The sequence below is a fragment of the Bacillus sp. 3103sda1 genome, assembly GCF_024159135.1.
GTDB classification, from domain to species: Bacteria; Bacillota; Bacilli; order Bacillales; family Bacillaceae_G; genus Bacillus_A; species Bacillus_A rhizoplanae.
This window is the reverse complement of record NZ_JAMYWS010000001.1, coordinates 3228387-3248098: the sequence shown is the minus strand read 5'-3', so window position 1 is coordinate 3248098 and position 19712 is coordinate 3228387. Positions and strand designations below refer to the sequence as shown.

Annotated in this window: 20 protein-coding genes and 1 other annotated feature; of the genes, 18 read left to right on the top strand and 2 right to left on the bottom strand. The window is 38.3% G+C overall.

Annotated features, from left to right (window positions below):
- The first annotated feature begins 13 nt into the window (after positions 1–13).
- From NKR74_RS16125 to pyrE, 18 genes are all read left to right on the top strand, one after another.
- Entirely contained in the window at positions 14–475 is a 462-nt protein-coding gene (locus tag NKR74_RS16125) for a cell division protein SepF (protein ID WP_098305542.1), read from the top strand.
- A gap of 6 nt (positions 476–481) precedes the next feature.
- Positions 482–748, top strand: a complete 267-nt coding sequence (locus NKR74_RS16120) for a YggT family protein (RefSeq protein WP_098305540.1) — start codon at positions 482–484, stop codon at positions 746–748.
- A gap of 12 nt (positions 749–760) precedes the next feature.
- On the top strand, positions 761–1534 hold the full coding sequence (locus tag NKR74_RS16115) for a YlmH family RNA-binding protein (protein WP_253630246.1): 774 nt from the start codon (positions 761–763) through the stop codon (positions 1532–1534).
- A 94-nt stretch (positions 1535–1628) separates the two neighbouring features.
- The gene (gene divIVA, locus NKR74_RS16110) at positions 1629–2135 is read left to right on the top strand and encodes a septum site-determining protein DivIVA (RefSeq protein ID WP_098305536.1); all 507 of its coding nucleotides are present in this window, start codon (positions 1629–1631) and stop codon (positions 2133–2135) included.
- A 51-nt stretch (positions 2136–2186) separates the two neighbouring features.
- Positions 2187–2406: a binding site (T-box leader), on the top strand.
- 82 nt (positions 2407–2488) lie between these two features.
- Positions 2489–5254: an isoleucine--tRNA ligase gene (ileS, locus tag NKR74_RS16105; RefSeq protein ID WP_253630245.1), complete on the top strand. Its 2766-nt coding sequence runs from the start codon at positions 2489–2491 to the stop codon at positions 5252–5254.
- A 130-nt stretch (positions 5255–5384) separates the two neighbouring features.
- A complete protein-coding gene (locus NKR74_RS16100; protein ID WP_098305532.1) occupies positions 5385–5717 on the top strand; it encodes a TraR/DksA C4-type zinc finger protein in 333 nt (110 codons plus the stop codon).
- Between the two features lie 121 nt (positions 5718–5838).
- Positions 5839–6297, top strand: a complete 459-nt coding sequence (gene lspA, locus NKR74_RS16095; protein ID WP_098305530.1) for a signal peptidase II — start codon at positions 5839–5841, stop codon at positions 6295–6297.
- Between the two features lie 3 nt (positions 6298–6300).
- Positions 6301–7209, top strand: coding sequence for an RluA family pseudouridine synthase (locus NKR74_RS16090; RefSeq protein ID WP_098305528.1), 909 nt, complete (start codon positions 6301–6303; stop codon positions 7207–7209).
- Between the two features lie 200 nt (positions 7210–7409).
- Positions 7410–7952 (top strand): bifunctional pyrimidine operon transcriptional regulator/uracil phosphoribosyltransferase, encoded by a 543-nt coding sequence (pyrR, locus tag NKR74_RS16085; protein ID WP_253630244.1) that lies wholly within the window; start codon positions 7410–7412, stop codon positions 7950–7952.
- A gap of 148 nt (positions 7953–8100) precedes the next feature.
- Complete coding sequence (locus tag NKR74_RS16080) at positions 8101–9387, top strand: solute carrier family 23 protein (RefSeq protein WP_098305524.1); 1287 nt, start codon at positions 8101–8103, stop codon at positions 9385–9387.
- 148 nt (positions 9388–9535) lie between these two features.
- Positions 9536–10450, top strand: a complete 915-nt coding sequence (locus NKR74_RS16075) for an aspartate carbamoyltransferase catalytic subunit (RefSeq protein ID WP_253630243.1) — start codon at positions 9536–9538, stop codon at positions 10448–10450.
- Positions 10434–11720 carry a dihydroorotase gene (gene pyrC, locus NKR74_RS16070; protein WP_253630242.1) on the top strand — a complete coding sequence of 429 codons (1287 nt, stop codon included), beginning with the start codon at positions 10434–10436 and terminating at the stop codon, positions 11718–11720. The genes NKR74_RS16075 and pyrC overlap by 17 nt, the downstream gene beginning before the upstream one ends.
- The gene (locus tag NKR74_RS16065; RefSeq protein ID WP_253630241.1) at positions 11717–12814 is read left to right on the top strand and encodes a carbamoyl phosphate synthase small subunit; all 1098 of its coding nucleotides are present in this window, start codon (positions 11717–11719) and stop codon (positions 12812–12814) included. The genes pyrC and NKR74_RS16065 overlap by 4 nt, the downstream gene beginning before the upstream one ends.
- The gene (gene carB / locus NKR74_RS16060; protein WP_253630240.1) at positions 12799–16017 is read left to right on the top strand and encodes a carbamoyl-phosphate synthase large subunit; all 3219 of its coding nucleotides are present in this window, start codon (positions 12799–12801) and stop codon (positions 16015–16017) included. The genes NKR74_RS16065 and carB overlap by 16 nt, the downstream gene beginning before the upstream one ends.
- Positions 16014–16793 carry a dihydroorotate oxidase B electron transfer subunit gene (pyrK, locus tag NKR74_RS16055; protein WP_154710752.1) on the top strand — a complete coding sequence of 260 codons (780 nt, stop codon included), beginning with the start codon at positions 16014–16016 and terminating at the stop codon, positions 16791–16793. The genes carB and pyrK overlap by 4 nt, the downstream gene beginning before the upstream one ends.
- The gene (gene pyrD, locus NKR74_RS16050; RefSeq protein WP_098305512.1) at positions 16790–17719 is read left to right on the top strand and encodes a dihydroorotate oxidase B catalytic subunit; all 930 of its coding nucleotides are present in this window, start codon (positions 16790–16792) and stop codon (positions 17717–17719) included. The genes pyrK and pyrD overlap by 4 nt, the downstream gene beginning before the upstream one ends.
- The gene (gene pyrF, locus NKR74_RS16045; RefSeq protein WP_098305510.1) at positions 17704–18420 is read left to right on the top strand and encodes an orotidine-5'-phosphate decarboxylase; all 717 of its coding nucleotides are present in this window, start codon (positions 17704–17706) and stop codon (positions 18418–18420) included. The genes pyrD and pyrF overlap by 16 nt, the downstream gene beginning before the upstream one ends.
- Positions 18417–19049, top strand: coding sequence for an orotate phosphoribosyltransferase (pyrE, locus tag NKR74_RS16040; protein ID WP_253630239.1), 633 nt, complete (start codon positions 18417–18419; stop codon positions 19047–19049). Before pyrF ends, pyrE begins: the two co-directional genes overlap by 4 nt.
- Positions 19050–19110: 61 nt before the next feature.
- Here the strand turns inward: pyrE and NKR74_RS16035 are convergent, their stop codons facing one another.
- Both NKR74_RS16035 and NKR74_RS24175 read right to left on the bottom strand, forming a co-directional pair.
- Positions 19111–19365 carry a YbeF family protein gene (locus tag NKR74_RS16035; RefSeq protein ID WP_253630238.1) on the bottom strand — a complete coding sequence of 85 codons (255 nt, stop codon included), beginning with the start codon at positions 19363–19365 and terminating at the stop codon, positions 19111–19113.
- Between the two features lie 26 nt (positions 19366–19391).
- On the bottom strand, positions 19392–19553 hold the full coding sequence (locus NKR74_RS24175; protein WP_375337707.1) for a 3-alpha domain-containing protein: 162 nt from the start codon (positions 19551–19553) through the stop codon (positions 19392–19394).
- Between the last annotated feature and the right edge of the window lie 159 nt (positions 19554–19712).

Here is a 19712-nt window from a genome sequence, read left to right as displayed (position 1 = left end):
GGAGAATTTTATTATGAGTTGGTCAAAAGTAAAGTATTTCTTTTTTGACACACCAGAAGAGCGAGAAGCGCATTATGCTTATGAAAAGGAGCAAAATGAAATGAAAAAACAGCAGGAACCAGAGCAGGATATTCCGCTTACAAAAGTACAACCGAAACAAAACGTGGTAAGTATTGAAACAGCAAAACACCCTTCAAAAGTTGTTTTATTAGAGCCGCGTACGTATTCAGAGGCACAGGGTATTGCTGATCATTTAAAAGGTCGCCGTGCAGTTGTGGTTAATTTACAGCGCATGTCTACAGATCAAGCATTACGTATCATTGACTTTCTAAGTGGCACTGTATATGCAATCGGCGGGGACATTCAAAAATTAGGTCCAAAAACATTTATATGTACGCCGGATAATGTAGACATTGTTGGAGCAATTTCTGAATTGTTCGGTGAAGAGGAAGATACAAATATAAAGAGGTGGTAGTGCGCTATGCTGATGATTTTACAAATTTTGCTCTATGTAATAAAAATTTATTCTTGGGCGCTTATTATCTATATCCTACTATCTTGGTTTCCGGGAGCAAGAGAATCGACATTCGGAGAATTTTTAGCACGCATTTGCGAGCCGTATTTGGAACCGTTTCGCCGTTTTATCCCGCCAATTGGAATGATTGATATTTCACCAATTGTAGCAATTATTGTACTAAATTTAGCTAGTTCAGGATTGATACGCGTATTTGAATTTTTTGTGAGGTAAGAGGATATATACATGAGCATCTATGAACATTTTAGATCTGAAGAAACAGTTTTCGTTGATAAATTGTTAGAATGGAAGCAAGCGGCAGAGGAATATCATCAAGTGAAACTTACTGATTTTCTTGACCCACGTGAACAGCAAATTGTTTCTATGATTGTTGGGCATCAAGGAGATGCTGCGTTTCAGTTCTATGGAGCTACTCCGAGTGCAGAAAGAAAGCGGGCATTAATTTATCCAAATTATCTTATGCCGAATGAGGAAGAGTTTCAAGTAGAAGTATTAGAAATTGACTATCCTTCTAAATTTTATACACTGGAACATCGTCAAATATTAGGAGCATTTATGTCTCTTGGATTAAAGAGAGAAAAATGCGGAGATATTTGGCTCCAGCAAAATCGTGCCCAAATAGTAGTTGCAAAAGAAGTTGTTTCGTACATAGAAATGAATTTACAATCAATTGGAAGAACAAAAGTGTCTTTAGCGCCTGTGTCATCTGATCATGTGTTACATATGCAAGAACAGTGGGATGAAAAATCGGGGACAGTTTCGGCGCTTCGATTAGATGTACTAATAGCGGAAATGTTTCATATATCTCGTCAAAAAGCACAGCCGTTTATTAAAAATGGTCTTGTAAAAGTGAATTGGAAAGTAGTTGAGCAATCTGCGTATGATTGTTTTCCAGGAGATGTATTTTCTGTCAGAGGTTATGGCAGGGGGAAATTACTCACTGTTGATGGAAAAACAAAACGCGATAAATGGAGAATTTTGTATGGAATCTTAAAATGATTTCTTTTTTTAGAAGGAAAATCTCCCATTTTGTCGAAGAAAAGATATAATTAAAAAAAGGAAATTTTAGATAACCTACTTGGAGGTGGCGTTTGTGCCGTTAACACCGTTAGATATTCATAATAAAGAATTTAGTCGTGGCTTTCGCGGCTATGATGAGGATCAAGTAAATGAATTTCTTGATCAAGTCATTAAAGATTATGAATTAGTGATTCGTGAGAAGAAAGCGTTAGAAGAAAAAGTCGCACAACTAGAAGGGAAATTAGAGCATTTCTCCAATATTGAAGATACATTAAATAAATCTATTGTTGTAGCGCAAGAAGCAGCAGAAGAAGTAAAACGTAATGCACAAAAAGAAGCAAAGTTAATTGTTCGTGAGGCAGAGAAAAATGCGGACCGTATTATTAACGAAGCGTTAGTAAAATCAAGAAAAGTGGCATTTGACATTGAAGAATTGAAAAAGCAAGCGAAAGTGTTCCGTACACGTTTCCGTATGCTAATAGAAGCACAGCTTGAAATGTTAAACAATGATGATTGGGACAAGCTAATTGAGTTAGAAGAAGAAGTAGATGAACTTCTTAAGAAAGAAGAAACAGTGTAAGCTTGACGTTTTTCTCATTATTACATATAATTCTATACAACATAATTTTTTAGAAAAACGAAGATAGGGATAAGTACTTTTTTCATACCTTATATAGCGAACTGAGGACGGTGGAAGCTCAGAATAAGGAGAGAATGGGAATATCACCCTGGAGTTCCTCGCTGAATAATAAAGTAAGCGCAGGCGTGTATTCGCGTTAAGAATATAAAGAGGATTGCTATATGTAGTAGTCTACTAGGGTGGTACCGCGGGAGACCTTCTCGTCCCTTTTTTGGGGGATGAGAAGGTCTCTTTTTTATTCCATTTATTTAGAAAAAATGCCTTTCTTTTATATATTTAAGGAGGAGTTAAGCATGGAGTACAAAGATACATTATTAATGCCAAAAACAGAATTTCCAATGCGTGGAAATTTACCGAAACGTGAGCCTGTAATGCAAGAAAAATGGGCTGAAATGAACATTTATGAAAAAGTACAAGAACGTACAAAGGGGCGTCCGCTATTTGTACTACATGACGGACCTCCATATGCGAATGGTGACATTCATATGGGACATGCGTTAAATAAAGTGTTAAAAGACTTTATTGTTCGTTACAAATCAATGACTGGATACTGTGCACCATATGTACCGGGATGGGATACACATGGTTTACCAATTGAACAAGCTTTAACAAATAAAGGCGTTAAGCGTAAAGAAATGACAGTTGCTGAGTTCCGTAAACTTTGTGAAGAATACGCATATGAGCAAGTAAGCCGTCAGCGTGAGCAATTTAAACGTTTAGGTGTACGTGGTGATTGGGATAATCCATACATTACATTAAAGCCAGCGTACGAAGCACAGCAAATTAAAGTATTTGGTGAAATGGCGAAAAAGGGCTACATCTATAAAGGACAAAAACCTGTTTACTGGTCTCCGACAAGTGAATCTGCATTAGCAGAAGCGGAAATAGAATATAAAGATAAAAAATCTGCATCTATTTACGTAGCATTCCCTGTTAAAGATGGAAAAAATGTTTTAGAAGGCGACGAGAAGTTCATTATTTGGACAACAACACCTTGGACATTGCCAGCTAACTTAGGTATTTCTGTTCATCCAGAACTTGAATATAGCATTGTAAAAGTAGATGGTGCAAAATATATCATTGCTTCTGAGCTATTTGAAGCAGTTTCAAAAACATTAGAGTGGGAAAACACAGAAGTTATTAAAACAGTAAAGGGTAGCGAACTTGAGTATACAGTGGCTAAGCATCCATTTTATGACCGTGATTCTCTTGTTATGCTTGGTGAGCACGTTACAACAGATGCTGGTACAGGTTGTGTACATACAGCACCAGGACACGGGGAAGATGACTTCCTTGTTGGGAAACAATATGGCTTAGAAGTTCTTTGTCCAGTTGATGATAAAGGTGTATTAACAAGTGAAGCGCCTGGATTTGAAGGGTTATTCTACGATAAAGCAAATAAACCAATCACGGAAAAATTAGAAGAGGTTGGTGCGTTATTAAAATTAACATTTATTACGCATTCTTATCCACACGACTGGAGAACGAAACAGCCAATTATTTTCCGTGCAACTGCACAATGGTTTGCATCTATTGAAGCGTTCCGCACTGAATTATTACAAGCTGTAGAGGAAACAAAATGGGTACCAGCATGGGGTGAAACACGCCTTCATAACATGGTTCGTGACCGCGGTGACTGGTGTATTTCTCGACAACGTGCGTGGGGTGTTCCGATTCCTGTATTCTATGCAGAAAACGGTGATCCAATTATTACAGATGAAACGATTAATCATGTAGCAGAGTTATTCCGTGAACATGGTTCGAACGTATGGTTCGAACGTGAAGCGAAAGACTTATTACCAGAAGACTTTACACATCCATCTAGCCCAAATGGCGAATTCCGTAAAGAAACAGACATTATGGATGTATGGTTTGATTCTGGTTCTTCTCATCAAGCTGTATTAGAAGAGCGTGATGACCTGCAGCGTCCAGCTGATTTATATTTAGAAGGATCTGACCAATATCGCGGTTGGTTTAACTCTTCATTATCAACAGCAGTTGCGGTAACAGGTAAAGCACCGTATAAAGGTGTCTTAAGTCACGGCTTCGTACTTGATGGTGAAGGTCGTAAAATGAGTAAGTCTATCGGGAACATTGTTGTACCGAAGAAGATTATGGATCAACTAGGCGGCGATATTTTACGTTTATGGGTATCTTCAGTTGATTATCAATCTGATGTACGTATTTCTGATGATATCTTAAAACAAGTAGCAGAAGTATATCGTAAAATTCGTAATACATTCCGTTTCTTATTAGGAAACTTAGCTGACTTTAATCCAAGTAAAGATGTGGTACCGGCTGCAGAACTTCGCGAAGTAGACCGCTACATGTTAGTGAAATTAAATGACTTAATTACAAAAGTAAAAAATGCTTATGAAACGTATGAATTTGCAGCTGTATATCATGCGATTCATAACTTCTGTACAATTGATTTAAGTTCATTCTATTTAGATTTTGCAAAAGATATTTTATATATCGAAGCAGAAAATAATCATGATCGCCGTGCAATTCAAACGGTATTATATGATGTTCTTGTTGCATTAACAAAACTTGTAACGCCAATTTTACCTCATACAGCAGATGAAGTATGGCCATATGTTCCTGGTGTAGTAGAAGAAAGCGTCCAGTTAACTGATATGCCGGAAGCTATGGAAGTAGAGGGTGCGGAAGAGTTAAAAGTAAAATGGGATGCATTTATGACACTTCGCGATGATGTATTAAAAGCGTTAGAAGTGGCACGTAATGAGAAAGTAATTGGTAAATCGTTAAATGCGAGCATTACCCTATTCCCAACTGCAGAAATGAAACAAATGTTAGAGTCTATTAGCGAAGATTTAAAACAGTTGTTTATTGTTTCTGAGTATAAACTTGGTGGAACAATGGAAGAAGCACCAGCTGATGCACCGAAATATGAACATACAGCTGTTGTTGTAGCACAAGCAACTGGTGAAACGTGTGAACGTTGCTGGGTTGTATCTGAAACAATAGGAAGTAATGCAGACCATCCAACGTTATGTGAACGCTGCGGAGAAGTTGTAAAAGAACATTATGTAAAATAATGAAACGAAAAAAATCGACTGCCTTGTAGGCAGTCGATTTTTTTCTTCCTTGGAAGGAAAAATGTGTGTGCGGTAATCGTGTGCTTTTCGGATAAACTAACGATACATTCCAGCCGGGAGGGACGCGCTTGTGACTGACACATACATGGAGATTCAAGAAGAGCTACAATTAATGCAACGAGAGCTACAGGAGCGATTAGCAAAAGAAGAGACGTATGCGTATGATGTAGAATTTGGAGAGGAATTGCTAGGTATAGCCAAAATAGATGTGAAAAATAAATTATTATTGCATGATATGAGAGAAGATTTAAAAGATGTAGAGCGAGCACTTTTGAAAATGGAAATAGGCATGTATGGAATTTGTGAAGAAACCGGACAAAGAATGACACTTAGACAATTAAAAGGTATGCCAACAGCACGTACAGTTCATGAATGTTTCTATGAAAAAGTAAAAACAATTTAAAGACAACAATATTATATTACCTAATTCATTTTATTTTATGCTCCTTTACGATGCTTCATTGTGAAAACATAGCAGCTATGCTAAAATTTTGAGGTACACTGTCATTGTGGGGGAAACGAAAATGATATATTATTTAATAGCATTATTTGTGATTGTCATTGATCAAGTATCAAAATGGATTATCGTAAAGGAAATGGATTTAGGTGAGAGTATTCCGATTATTGATAATGTACTGTACATAACGTCTCACCGCAATACCGGAGCTGCATGGGGCATTTTAGAAAATAGAATGTGGTTCTTTTATGTTATCACAGTCATCTTTGTTATTTTTATTGTGATTTATATGCAAAAATTTGCAAAGACAGACAAGCTTCTCGGCATTTCGCTTGGACTTATTCTAGGCGGAGCAATTGGTAATTTTATTGATCGTGTATTCCGAAAAGAAGTTGTTGATTTTATTCATACGTATATTTTCTCATACAACTTCCCGGTATTTAACGTTGCAGATTCGGCATTATGTGTTGGTGTTACGTTAATTATTATTCAAACATTACTAGAAGGAAAGAAAACAAAGGAGTAAATAATGAGCGAAGTAGTACAAGTAACAGTTACAGAAGAGCAAAAAAACGAACGGATTGATAAATTTGTTGCAGGGGTGAACAATGAATGGTCTCGTTCACAAGTGCAACAATGGATTAAAGATGGTGTTGTAACCGTAAACGGAAAAGACATCAAAGGGAACTATAAAGTAAAAACAAATGATGAAATTACAGTTACTATTCCAGAACCAGAGTCATTAGATATTCTTCCAGAAGATATGAATTTAGAAATTTATTATGAGGATAGTGATGTACTTGTCGTAAACAAGCCGCGTGGCATGGTTGTACACCCTGCGCCAGGGCATACGAGCGGTACGTTAGTAAATGGTTTAATGTATCACTGTAAAGATTTATCGGGTATTAACGGTGTAATGCGCCCAGGAATTGTGCATCGCATTGATAAAGATACGTCTGGATTATTGATGGTGGCAAAAAATGATATGGCACATGAAGCGCTTGTAAATCAGCTTGTGGCAAAAACAGTAACAAGACGCTATCAAGCGATTGTTCATGGTGTTATTCCGCATGATAAAGGAACAGTTGATGCGCCGATTGGACGTGATAAACAAGATCGTCAAAGTATGACTGTTGAGGAAAATGGAAAACATGCTGTAACTCATTTCCGTGTATTAGAGCGTTTTAATAATTTCACTCATGTGGAGTGTCAACTAGAAACAGGTCGTACGCATCAAATTCGTGTACATATGAAATATATTGGGTACCCACTTGCAGGTGACCCGAAATATGGTCCAAAGAAAACGTTTGATATAAATGGTCAAGCATTACATGCAGGTATTTTAGGTTTCGTTCACCCGCGTACAGGTGAATATTTAGAATTTGAAGCACCAGTTCCACAAATTTTTGTAGATCTTTTGGATGAGTTGCGAAAATAATATTGACAATCGTTATAAAAACTGCCATAATAACAGCAGTTGAATAAGTCCTTTAACACAGCCCCGTGAGGTTGAGAAGGTAACGGTTTGAAATACGTAGGGTACGTATACCCTTTTTCAAAAAAATCCTCTCGCACACGACGAGAGGATTTTTTTATACCATTCCTCTCACGCAAGAAAAAAGCTTGGAGGTGAAGAGCATGAAAGAAAAAGCAGTGGTACTAGATGATCAAATGATTCGCCGTGCTTTAACACGCATTAGTCATGAAATTGTAGAACGCAATAAGGGTGTTGAAAATTGTGTTCTAGTTGGGATTAAAACACGCGGTATTTTTATCGCACAGCGTTTAGCAGAACGAATTAATCAAATTGAAGGAAAAGAGATGGCAGTTGGTGAATTAGACATTACATTGTATCGTGATGACTTAACACTGCAATCTAAAAATAAAGAACCGCTTGTAAAAGGTTCGGATATTCCAGTTGATATTACGAATAAAAAAGTTATCCTTGTTGATGATGTATTATATACAGGAAGAACTGTGCGAGCTGCAATGGATGCTCTAATGGATATTGGAAGACCATCGCAAATTCAGTTAGCTGTTCTTGTAGATAGAGGTCACCGTGAACTACCAATTCGCGCTGATTATGTAGGAAAAAACATTCCAACATCAAGCGAAGAACGTATTGAAGTAGGACTTCAAGAAACAGACAAACAAGATCGAGTAAGCATATACGAAAAATAAAGCCCTTTTAAATGTAGTCCTGTGAGGTTGCCAAAGGGTCTTGGCTTTCATATGTCTAATTTGACATACGAAAGTATAGGACTCTTTGTGCATAGGGCGCAAAGAGTTTTTTTATTGCAAGTTTTCAACATTGGAGGAGGATATAATAATGGAACAAAAGCCAGTGTTAGACATTCATGAAGTACCGAAACCAGGAAAATGGTTACTGTTAAGTATACAGCATCTATTCGCTATGTTTGGAGCGACAGTGCTTGTTCCATTTTTAACAGGATTAAGCCCAGCAGTTGCTTTAATCTCGAGCGGACTAGGAACGCTAGCATTCCTGCTAATCACGAAAGGGCAAGTTCCAGCTTACCTCGGATCATCATTTGCATTCATTGCACCGATTATTACAGCAAAAGCAGCAGGCGGCCCAGGAGCAGCAATGCTTGGCGGAATGATGGCAGGACTTGTCTATATGTTGATTGCACTTGCGATTAAAAAATCTGGATCTAATTGGATTATGAATCTCTTGCCCCCAATCGTAGTTGGTCCAGTTGTTATGGTAATTGGACTTGGGCTTGCACATACAGCAGTAGATATGGCAATGAATAATGCAGATGGAAAATATAGCTTTACACACTTTTCAGTTGCACTTGTCACATTAGCAATTACAATCATCTGCTCAATCTTTGGAAGAGGATTCTTAAGCATCATACCAGTTTTAATAGGAATCATAGGCGGTTACATCTTTGCTTACTTCCAAGGCTTAGTCGATTTGAAACCAGTAATTGAAGCGAAATGGTTTGATGTACCGGATTTCGTAGTGCCATTTGTCACATATACACCAGAATTTTCGTGGAAAATAGTATTAGTAATGGTACCTGTTGCAATCGTTACAGTTTCAGAACATATTGGACATCAAATTGTACTTGGAAATGTCATAAATAAAGACTTAATTGAAAAGCCAGGCTTACACCGCTCTATTATGGGAGATGGAATTGCAACATTCATTGCTTCAGCAATTGGGGGACCGCCAAATACGACGTACGGTGAAAATATTGGAGTGCTTGCAATTACAAGAGCATACAGCGTATATTTATTCGTTGGATCAGCAATATTGGCAATCATGTTCGGATTTATTGGTAAAATTTCAGCTCTTATCCATTCGATCCCAACACCGGTTATGGGCGGAGTTTCAATCTTACTATTCGGTGTTATCGCATCAAGCGGTTTACGCATGATGGTAGATGAGAAAACAGATTTCGGGGATAAACGAAATTTAGTAATAGCATCAGTCATACTTGTAATTGGCATCGGTGGTGCAGTGCTTCATATCGGTCAATCATTCCAAGTAGAAGGCATGGCTCTTGCAGCAATTGTAGGGGTAATCCTAAACTTAGTACTACCTGAACTGAAACAAAAACAACAACAATCAAAGAACATTGCTTCATAAAAACAACCTTTTAATTCAGTCCTGTGAGACCGAAAAGGGTGTGTAATTTGTTACACCCTAGTCTCGCACGGCTAGGGTATTTTTATGCAGTTATTGTTATATAAATACAAAGATGCTATGATAAAAATCAGAAAGATGAGGGATGACAATGAACCATTTGTTAACGATGAGTGAATTATCGGAGCAGGAGATTTCAGAAATCCTAAAAGATGCAGAAGATTTCGCAAGTGGAAAAGGAATAAGAACGAAAGAGCAAACGTTTGTTGCAAACTTATTCTTTGAAAACAGTACGAGAACACGTTTTAGCTTTGAAGTAGCAGAGAAGCGATTAGGGCTCGATGTTCTGAACTTCTCGGCAGAGTCTTCTAGCGTACAAAAAGGAGAAACACTTTACGATACGATAAGAACACTTGAATCAATCGGAACAAAAGCAGTGGTCATCCGCCATCAACAAGATCGCTACTTTGATGAGCTAAAGGATCAAGTAAACATTCCAATCTTGAATGCTGGCGATGGATGTGGAAATCATCCAACGCAATGTCTTCTAGATCTTCTAACAATTAAACAAGAGTTTGGAGGATTTGAAGGATTAAAGATTGCGATTGTTGGAGATATTCGCCATAGCCGAGTAGCACGTTCTAACGCTGAAGCTTTAACAAAACTAGGAGCAACGATTTACTTTGCTAGCCCTGAAGAGTGGAAAGATGAAACGAACACATTTGGAACATACAAAAGTTTAGATGAACTTGTTCCAGAAGTTGATGTGATGATGTTACTTCGTGTGCAACATGAGCGTCATGATCATTATGAAACAGATATCATGAAAGAGTATCATGAGCAGCACGGACTAACAATTGAACGAGAAAAGCGTATGAAACAAGGAAGCATTATTATGCATCCAGCTCCTGTAAACCGTGATGTGGAAATTGCAAGTGAACTCGTCGAGTGTGAGCGTTCACGCATATTCAAACAGATGGAAAATGGAGTTTACGTAAGAATGGCTGTACTAAAACGCGCATTACCAAATGTATTAGGAGGAATAAAACATGAACTATTTATTTAAAAATGGACGTTATTTGAATGAAGAAGGAAAAATCGTAGCAACAGATCTTCTCGTACAAGACGGTAAAATTGCGAAAGTAGCAGAAAATATTACGGCAGATAATGCTGAAGTAATCGATGTAAACGGAAAATTAATTACACCTGGATTAGTAGATGTACACGTTCATCTTCGCGAACCAGGTGGTGAACATAAAGAAACAATTGAAACAGGTACACTTGCAGCAGCAAAAGGTGGATTTACAACAATTTGCGCAATGCCAAATACACGTCCAGTACCAGACAGCAGAGAACATATGGAAGACTTGCAAAAACGAATTAAAGAAAAAGCACATGTAAATGTACTGCCATATGGAGCGATTACAGTACGCCAAGCAGGTTCTGAAATGACAGACTTTGAAACATTAAAAGAACTTGGAGCATTCGCGTTTACTGATGATGGAGTAGGCGTACAGGATGCAAGCATGATGCTGGCAGCGATGAAGCGTGCAGCAAAATTAAATATGGCAGTTGTTGCACACTGCGAAGAAAATACGCTAATCAATAAAGGGTGTGTACATGAAGGCAAGTTTTCTGAGAAACACGGCTTAAACGGTATCCCATCAGTATGTGAGTCCGTACATATTGCCCGGGACATATTACTTGCAGAAGCAGCAGGGTGTCACTATCACGTATGTCACGTAAGTACAAAAGGATCTGTACGTGTGATTCGTGATGCAAAGCGTGCTGGAATTAAAGTAACCGCAGAAGTAACACCGCATCACTTAGTATTATGTGAAGATGATATCCCAGGTATGGATCCAAACTTTAAAATGAATCCACCGCTTCGCGGAAAAGAAGATCATGAGGCTTTAATTGAAGGATTATTAGATGGAACAATCGACATAATTGCAACAGATCATGCACCGCATACAGCAGAAGAAAAAGCACAAGGTATTGAAAGAGCGCCATTTGGAATTACTGGTTTTGAAACAGCATTCCCACTACTATATACAAACCTTGTGAAAAAGGGAATTATCACATTAGAACAGTTAATTCAATTCTTAACAAAAAAACCAGCTGACACATTTGGTTTAGAAGCAGGCCGCTTACAAGAAGGAAGAGCCGCTGATATTACAATAATCGATTTAGATAATGAAGAAGAGATTGATCCAACAACATTCTTATCAAAAGGAAAAAATACGCCATTCGCAGGCTGGAAATGTCAAGGCTGGCCGGTTATGACAATCGTTGGCGGTAAGATCGCATGGCAAAAGGAGAGTGCATTAGTATGAAAAGACAACTTATCTTAGAAGATGGAACAGTATTAATTGGAAAAGGTTTCGGAGGAGAAATCGAAAAGTCAGGTGAGGTTGTATTTACAACTGGAATGACTGGGTATCAAGAAACATTATCTGACCCATCATACTGCGGTCAAATTGTAACATTTACGTACCCATTAATCGGAAACTACGGCATTAACCGTGATGATTTCGAATCAATTCATCCATCTGTAAATGGTTTAATAGTAAACGAAATTTGTGATCACCCATCTAACTTCCGTAATGAAATTTCGTTAGATGATTATTTAAAAGAAAGAAATATTCCAGGATTAGCAGGAATTGATACAAGAAAATTAACACGAAAAATTCGTCAATATGGAACATTACGCGGACGTCTTTGCAACATGGATGCGGATGTAGAGTACATCGTTAGCCAATTAAAAGCGACAGTCTTTACAGATCATGTGAAACGCGTATCAACAAAAGATCCATATCCAAGTCCAGGCCGTGGCCATCGCGTTGTACTTGTAGACTTCGGTATGAAGCATGGTATTTTACGAGAACTAAATAAACGTGACTGTGATGTAATTGTTGTACCTTACAATACAACGGCTGAAGAGATTTTACGCCTTAGCCCAGATGGAATTATGCTAAGTAACGGACCTGGGGATCCAAAAGATGTACCAGAAGCAATCGAAATGTTACAAGGTATCATTGGGAAAGTACCGTTATTCGGAATTTGCCTTGGGCATCAATTGTTTGCCTTAGCATCTGGTGCGAATACAATCAAGCTCAAATTTGGTCACCGTGGCTTAAACCATCCAGTAAAACATATTGAAACAGGAAAAGTAGCAATTACTTCTCAAAACCATGGCTATGCAGTAGAAGAAGAATCAGTTAAAAGTACAGATCTTGAAATTACACATGTTGCTTTAAACGATGGTACAGTAGAAGGTCTTCGTCATACGAAGTTCCCAGCATTTACAGTGCAATATCATCCAGAAGCATCAGCAGGACCAGAAGATGCAAATGACTTATTTGAAGATTTCTTAGCAATGATTGCAAACTTTAAGAAAGAAGGGGAAGAGTTATGCCAAAACGCCTAGACATTAACACAATTTTAGTAATCGGATCAGGACCAATTGTAATCGGGCAAGCAGCGGAGTTTGATTACTCTGGAACACAAGCTTGTCAATCTCTTAAAGAAGAAGGTTACAAAGTAATCCTTGTCAACTCTAACCCAGCGACAATTATGACAGATACTGCAACGGCAGATAAAGTATATATTGAACCATTAACATTAGAATTTGTAAGCCGTATTATTCGTAAGGAACGTCCAGATGCAATCTTACCAACACTTGGCGGACAAACAGGATTAAACATGGCTGTTGAACTTGCAAAATCAGGCGTACTAGAAGAGTGCGGAGTTGAAATTTTAGGAACAAAATTATCAGCAATTGAGCAAGCGGAAGATCGTGACCTATTCCGTACATTAATGCAAGAATTAAATGAACCAACACCACCAAGTGAAATCATTCATACGCTTGATGAAGCATATGACTTTGTAAAAGAAATTGGTTATCCAGTAATCGTTCGTCCAGCGTTCACATTAGGAGGAACTGGCGGCGGTATTTGTCATAACGAAGAAGAATTAATTGAAACCGTAACAAGTGGTTTAAAACATAGCCCAGTAACACAATGTTTATTAGAAAAAAGTATTGCTGGTTGCAAGGAAATTGAATATGAAGTAATGCGTGATTCCAATGATAATGCCATCGTAGTATGTAATATGGAAAACATTGATCCAGTTGGTGTGCATACAGGGGATTCTATCGTTGTTGCACCAAGCCAAACGTTAAGTGATCGTGAATATCAAATGTTACGTAACACTTCATTAAGAATTATTCGTGCACTAGGAATTGAAGGTGGATGTAACGTTCAGCTTGCGCTTGATCCATATAGCTTCCAGTACTATGTAATCGAAGTAAATCCACGTGTAAGTCGTTCATCTGCATTAGCATCAAAAGCAACAGGATATCCAATTGCAAAATTAGCAGCGAAAATTGCAGTCGGTTTAACATTAGATGAAATTGTAAACCCAGTTACACAGAAAACATATGCGTGTTTCGAACCAGCATTAGACTATGTTGTTTCTAAGATTCCACGTTGGCCATTTGACAAGTTTGAATCAGCAAACAGAACGCTTGGAACACAGATGAAGGCAACGGGTGAAGTTATGTCTATCGGGCGTAACTTAGAAGAATCATTATTAAAAGCTGTTCGTTCTTTAGAGCTTGGTATTTATCACCTAGAGTTAGATCACTTAAAAGAACTTGATAAAGAGACGATGAAAAAACGTATTGTGAAAGCAGATGATGAGCGTCTGTTCGTTGTAGCAGAAGCAATTCGTCAAGGTGTAACAAAAGAAGAAATCAACTCATGGTGTGAAATGGACTTCTTCTTCTTACAAAAAGTTGAAAACATCGTAAACATGGAACGCGAAGTAAAAGCGAATGTAGGAAATATGGAAGTATTACAATCTGCGAAAAAAATGGGCTTCAGTGATCACTACATTGCAGCTGCTTGGAATAAAACAGAGCGTGAAATTTACGATATGCGTAAAGAAAATAATATGACACCAGTGTTTAAAATGGTAGATACTTGTGCGGCAGAGTTCGAATCTGCAACACCATATTACTACAGCACATACGGTGACGAGAACGAATCAATTGTGACAGATCGTAAGAGTGTAGTCGTACTAGGATCTGGTCCAATCCGTATTGGTCAAGGTGTTGAGTTTGACTATGCAACAGTTCACTCTGTATGGGCAATTAAAGAAGCTGGATATGAAGCAATTATTATTAACAATAACCCAGAAACAGTTTCAACAGACTTCAGTATTTCTGACAAATTATACTTTGAACCATTAACAATCGAAGATGTAATGCACATCATTGATTTAGAGAAGCCAGAAGGTGTTATCGTTCAGTTCGGTGGACAAACGGCAATTAACTTAGCTGCTAAATTAGAAGAACACGGTGTGAAGATTTTAGGAACATCACTTGAAGATTTAGACCGTGCAGAAGATCGTGATAAGTTTGAAGCAGCTTTAACACAGCTTGGTATCCCACAGCCAGTTGGTAAAACAGCAACGACTGTAGAACAAGCGGTAGCAATCGCTGAAGAAATTGGTTACCCAGTATTAGTAAGACCATCTTACGTACTAGGTGGGCGTGCAATGGAAATTGTATATCGTCAAGAAGAACTACTGCACTACATGAAAAACGCAGTAAAAGTTCATGCAGATCATCCAGTATTAATTGACCGTTACATGGTTGGTAAAGAAATTGAAGTAGATGCAATTTCAGACGGTGAAAATGTATTCATTCCAGGTATTATGGAACATATTGAACGCGCTGGAGTTCACTCTGGTGACTCAATTGGAGTATACCCACCGCAAAGCTTATCTGCAAAACTGAAAGAACAAATTATCGAAAATACAATTGCACTTGGAAGAGGATTAAACATTGTTGGATTACTGAATATCCAGTTTGTAGTATTCAAAGACGAAGTGTATGTAATTGAAGTAAACCCACGTGCGAGCCGTACAGTACCATTCTTAAGTAAAATTACAGGTGTACCGATGGCGAATATCGCAACAAAAGTTATTTTAGGTCAAAATCTTGTAGAACAAGGATATGAAACTGGGTATCGCCCAGAAGAGAATGAAGTGTATGTAAAAGCTCCAGTATTCTCATTTGCGAAACTACGTTCAGTTGATACAACATTAGGACCTGAAATGAAATCAACAGGGGAAGTAATGGGTAAAGACTTAACGCTTGAAAAAGCACTATATAAAGGACTTGTTGCTTCAGGAATTAACATTCCAACGCACGGATCAGTAATCATTACTGTGGCGGATAAAGATAAAGAAGAAGCGATGGAAATTGCAAAACGCTTCCATGAAATTGGCTATAACTTATTAGCAACAGCAGGAACAGCACAATCGTTAACAGAGCAAAACATTCCGGTGCAAGTTGTAAACAAAATTGATTCTGAAGACTACAACTTACTTGATATCATTCGTCAAGGAAAAGCACAGTTTGTTATTAACACACTAACAAAAGGAAAACAACCAGCGCGTGATGGATTCCGTATTCGCCGAGAGTCTGTAGAGAATGGTGTAGCTTGCTTAACATCACTTGATACAACAAGAGCAATCTTGCGTGTACTAGAATCCATGACATTTTCAGCTCACGCAATGAAAGAAATTGCGCCAACCGAGCGTTACGAGGTGGTACGTGCATGATGCAAAAGCAAAATATGATCGTCGTTAACCAAAAAGAAATCGCAAAAAATATTTATGAACTAGTGCTTCAAGGTGATCTTGTACAGCAAATGAACGAACCAGGGCAGTTTGTACACATTAAAGTAGCAGAAGGCATTACGCCTCTGCTGCGCCGCCCAATTAGTATTTGTAATGTTGATCAAGAAAATAACGAATTTACAATGCTATATCGTGCGGAAGGACAAGGAACAAAAACATTAGCAAAGAAAAAACAAGGTGAACTTGTAGACGTATTAGGACCATTAGGCCATGGATTTCCTGTAGAAGAAGCGGAAGCAGGGCAAACTGCTCTTTTAGTAGGAGGCGGAATTGGTGTGCCACCACTTTATGAGTTATCACAACGCCTTGTTGCAAAAGGAGTACGTGTCATTCACATCTTAGGTTTCCAAACAAAAGATGTTGTTTTCTATGAAGAGAAATTTGCAGAGCTTGGTGATACGTATGTCGCAACAGTCGATGGTACACATGGTACAAAAGGATTTGTAACAGATGTGATCGATGCGTATGGAATTGACTTTGACATTTTATACTCATGTGGACCTTTAGCAATGCTTCGTGCATTAGAAGGCCGCTATAAAGAGAAAAAAGCCTACATTTCATTAGAAGAACGTATGGGCTGTGGGATTGGAGCGTGTTTCGCATGTGTATGCCACTTGCAAGAAGATCCAAGTGGACATTCTTACAAGAAGGTGTGCAGCGACGGGCCAGTATTTCCAATCGGGGAGGTTGTACTATGAACAGATTGCAAGTTGAATTACCAGGATTATCATTAAAGAATCCAATTATCCCGGCATCTGGTTGTTTCGGGTTTGGTCGTGAGTACGCACAGTTCTACGATTTAAGTGTACTTGGATCAATCATGATTAAAGCAACAACAGAACAACCTCGTTATGGAAATCCAACTCCTCGTGTTGCAGAAACACCAGGCGGAATGCTAAATGCAATCGGGCTTCAAAACCCAGGGTTAGAAAAGGTAATGACGTCTGAATTACCATGGCTAGAGCAATTTGATCTTCCGATTATTGCGAACGTTGCGGGCTCACAAGCTGAGGATTATGTAGCCGTAGCAAAGGAAATTTCGAAAGCGCCAAATGTTCATGCGCTAGAGTTAAATATTTCTTGTCCAAACGTAAAAACGGGTGGTATCGCTTTTGGTACAGTTCCAGAAATTGCTGCTGATTTAACGAAGCGAGTAAAAGAGGTTTCTGAAGTACCGGTATATGTGAAATTGTCACCGAACGTGGCAAACATTGTGGAGATTGCAAAGGCAATCGAAAATGCAGGTGCGGACGGATTAACGATGATTAATACATTGCTTGGCATGCGTTTAGATTTAAAAACAGCAAAACCAATTTTAGCAAACCGTACAGGGGGGCTATCTGGACCAGCGATTAAGCCGGTGGCAATTCGTATGGTGCACGAAGTGAGTCAGGCTGTTAACATTCCAATTATCGGAATGGGCGGTATTGAATCAGCAGAAGATGTAATTGAGTTCTTCTACGCTGGTGCAAGTGCAGTAGCAGTTGGAACAGCAAACTTTGTTGATCCGTTTGTATGTCCAACAATTATTGAAGAATTACCAGCACTTTTAGATGAATTAGGATTTGAACACATTTCGGAATGTCAGGGAAGGAGCTGGAAGCAAACATGTCACAATCTTTAATTGTTGCACTGGATTTTCCAGGTAAAGCAGAGGTAGAACAGTTTTTAAGTCACTTTGAAGGGGAACAATTATTTGTCAAAGTTGGTATGGAGCTGTTTTACAAAGAGGGACCTGCTATTATTACGTACCTAAAAGAAAAAGGACATCAAATCTTTTTAGATTTGAAGCTTCATGATATTCCGAACACAGTGAAAAGCGCAATGCGCAATTTAGCTAGTTTAGAAGTGGATATGGTAAACGTTCATGCTGCTGGGGGAAGCAGTATGATGAAAGCGGCGCTTGAGGGATTAGAGGAAGGTAAGAAAGAAGGAAAAGAGAGACCGATTTGTATTGCAGTTACACAACTAACAAGTACATCGGAAGAAGTAATGAAAAAAGAGATCGGCATTGAGAAAACGTTAGAAGAAGCGGTTGCTCATTATGCGAAATTAACGAAAGAAAGCGGTCTGGATGGTGTTGTTTGTTCAACGCTGGAAGTACCAAAATTGCGTGAAGTATGCGGAGATGCTTTCGTAACAGTAACACCGGGGATTCGTCTTGCAAGCGATGATGTAAATGACCAAGTTCGCGTAGCAACGCCAAAACGTGCGCGTGAACTAGGCTCTAGTTATATCGTAGTAGGACGTAGTATTACAAAAGCAGAAAATCCACGCGCAGCGTATCAAATTGTAAAAGAACAGTGGGAGGGTGTAACAGTATGAAAAAACAAATCGCATCTCATTTATTAGATATCGGAGCAGTATTCTTACAACCAAATGATCCATTTACATGGTCTTCTGGAATGAAATCACCAATTTATTGTGATAATCGTTTAACATTATCATATCCAGAAGTACGTCAAGCGATTGCGGCAGGATTAGAAAAATTAATTCAAACACACTTCCCAACTGTAGAGGTTATTGCAGGAACAGCAACAGCAGGGATTGCACATGCTGCTTGGGTAAGTGATCGTATGAACTTACCAATGTGTTATGTACGAAGCAAGGCAAAAGGTCATGGTAAAGGAAACCAAATCGAAGGTAAAGCAGAGAAAGGCCAAAAAGTTGTCGTAGTAGAAGATTTAATCTCAACTGGCGGCAGTGCAATTACTTGTGTAGAGGCACTTCGCGAAGCTGGCTGTGAAGTATTAGGAATCGTATCAATCTTCACATACGAACTTGAAGCAGGAAAAGAAAAATTAGCAGCAGCAAACGTTGCATCATACTCTTTAAGCGACTACAGTGCACTTACAGAAGTAGCAGCAGAAAAAGGTATGATCGGCGAAGCAGAAACGAAGAAACTACAAGAATGGCGCAAAAATCCATCTAATGAGGCTTGGATTACAGCATAATAATAAAAGAAACACGACCGTGGGGGGAAACATGGTCGTGTTTTTTTATGCGATTGTATAGTTATTGCTTTTTATCTACTTCTTTGTTTTCTTTTACAAATAATAACGTCATATAAGAAACAAGAAACGAAAAAATACTATACATCCCTACCCAAAAGAAAAATGATCGATTAAATATCGCTACTGCTACAATTAGAAGAATCGCAAACGTAAGAATAGGCATTATATAATACGTCTTTGTAATTCGTGTACCAATAACAGAAAAAATAAAGACAAGTAATGGACAAACAAATAATACGAATATAAATTCACTCATGCGCTGTCCTCTTTTCTATAAATTTATTATTTTCCTGTTAAACGTTTTTCTGCACTCGTTTCTTTTCCTCCTAATCGCTTTGTAAATGTATTTCGCCAGCTTTCTGACAAGGAATTAACTGCTAATATACGGTGCAGTCCTTCTATATTATGTTTATCGTGGTGCATCATTTCATTTGCGAAGGCAATTGTTATGTGATGTTTATTTTGTTCTATTTATCTAATTTCATCAGAAGGGCAAACAGTTCCTCCTTCTAATACGCGTATGTAAAAACCAGTAAATCCTGTACTTTTTAAGATGATGTTTCGTAAAGGATATGGGTATAGTTAACAGAAAATTACAGGAAT

Bases quoted from the DNA above. Each gene is read 5' to 3' on its own strand.
- NKR74_RS16125 (WP_098305542.1), top strand. From the start codon at position 14: ATGAGTTGGTCAAAAGTAAAGTATTTCTTTTTTGACACACCAGAAGAG.
- NKR74_RS16120 (WP_098305540.1), top strand. From the start codon at position 482: ATGCTGATGATTTTACAAATTTTGCTCTATGTAATAAAAATTTATTCT.
- NKR74_RS16115 (WP_253630246.1), top strand. From the start codon at position 761: ATGAGCATCTATGAACATTTTAGATCTGAAGAAACAGTTTTCGTTGAT.
- ileS (WP_253630245.1), top strand. From the start codon at position 2,489: ATGGAGTACAAAGATACATTATTAATGCCAAAAACAGAATTTCCAATG.
- lspA (WP_098305530.1), top strand. From the start codon at position 5,839: ATGATATATTATTTAATAGCATTATTTGTGATTGTCATTGATCAAGTA.
- NKR74_RS16090 (WP_098305528.1), top strand. From the start codon at position 6,301: ATGAGCGAAGTAGTACAAGTAACAGTTACAGAAGAGCAAAAAAACGAA.
- pyrR (WP_253630244.1), top strand. From the start codon at position 7,410: ATGAAAGAAAAAGCAGTGGTACTAGATGATCAAATGATTCGCCGTGCT.
- NKR74_RS16080 (WP_098305524.1), top strand. From the start codon at position 8,101: ATGGAACAAAAGCCAGTGTTAGACATTCATGAAGTACCGAAACCAGGA.
- NKR74_RS16075 (WP_253630243.1), top strand. From the start codon at position 9,536: ATGAACCATTTGTTAACGATGAGTGAATTATCGGAGCAGGAGATTTCA.
- pyrC (WP_253630242.1), top strand. From the start codon at position 10,434: ATGAACTATTTATTTAAAAATGGACGTTATTTGAATGAAGAAGGAAAA.
- NKR74_RS16065 (WP_253630241.1), top strand. From the start codon at position 11,717: ATGAAAAGACAACTTATCTTAGAAGATGGAACAGTATTAATTGGAAAA.
- carB (WP_253630240.1), top strand. From the start codon at position 12,799: ATGCCAAAACGCCTAGACATTAACACAATTTTAGTAATCGGATCAGGA.
- pyrK (WP_154710752.1), top strand. From the start codon at position 16,014: ATGATGCAAAAGCAAAATATGATCGTCGTTAACCAAAAAGAAATCGCA.
- pyrD (WP_098305512.1), top strand. From the start codon at position 16,790: ATGAACAGATTGCAAGTTGAATTACCAGGATTATCATTAAAGAATCCA.
- pyrF (WP_098305510.1), top strand. From the start codon at position 17,704: ATGTCACAATCTTTAATTGTTGCACTGGATTTTCCAGGTAAAGCAGAG.
- pyrE (WP_253630239.1), top strand. From the start codon at position 18,417: ATGAAAAAACAAATCGCATCTCATTTATTAGATATCGGAGCAGTATTC.
- NKR74_RS16035 (WP_253630238.1), bottom strand. From the start codon at position 19,365: ATGAGTGAATTTATATTCGTATTATTTGTTTGTCCATTACTTGTCTTT.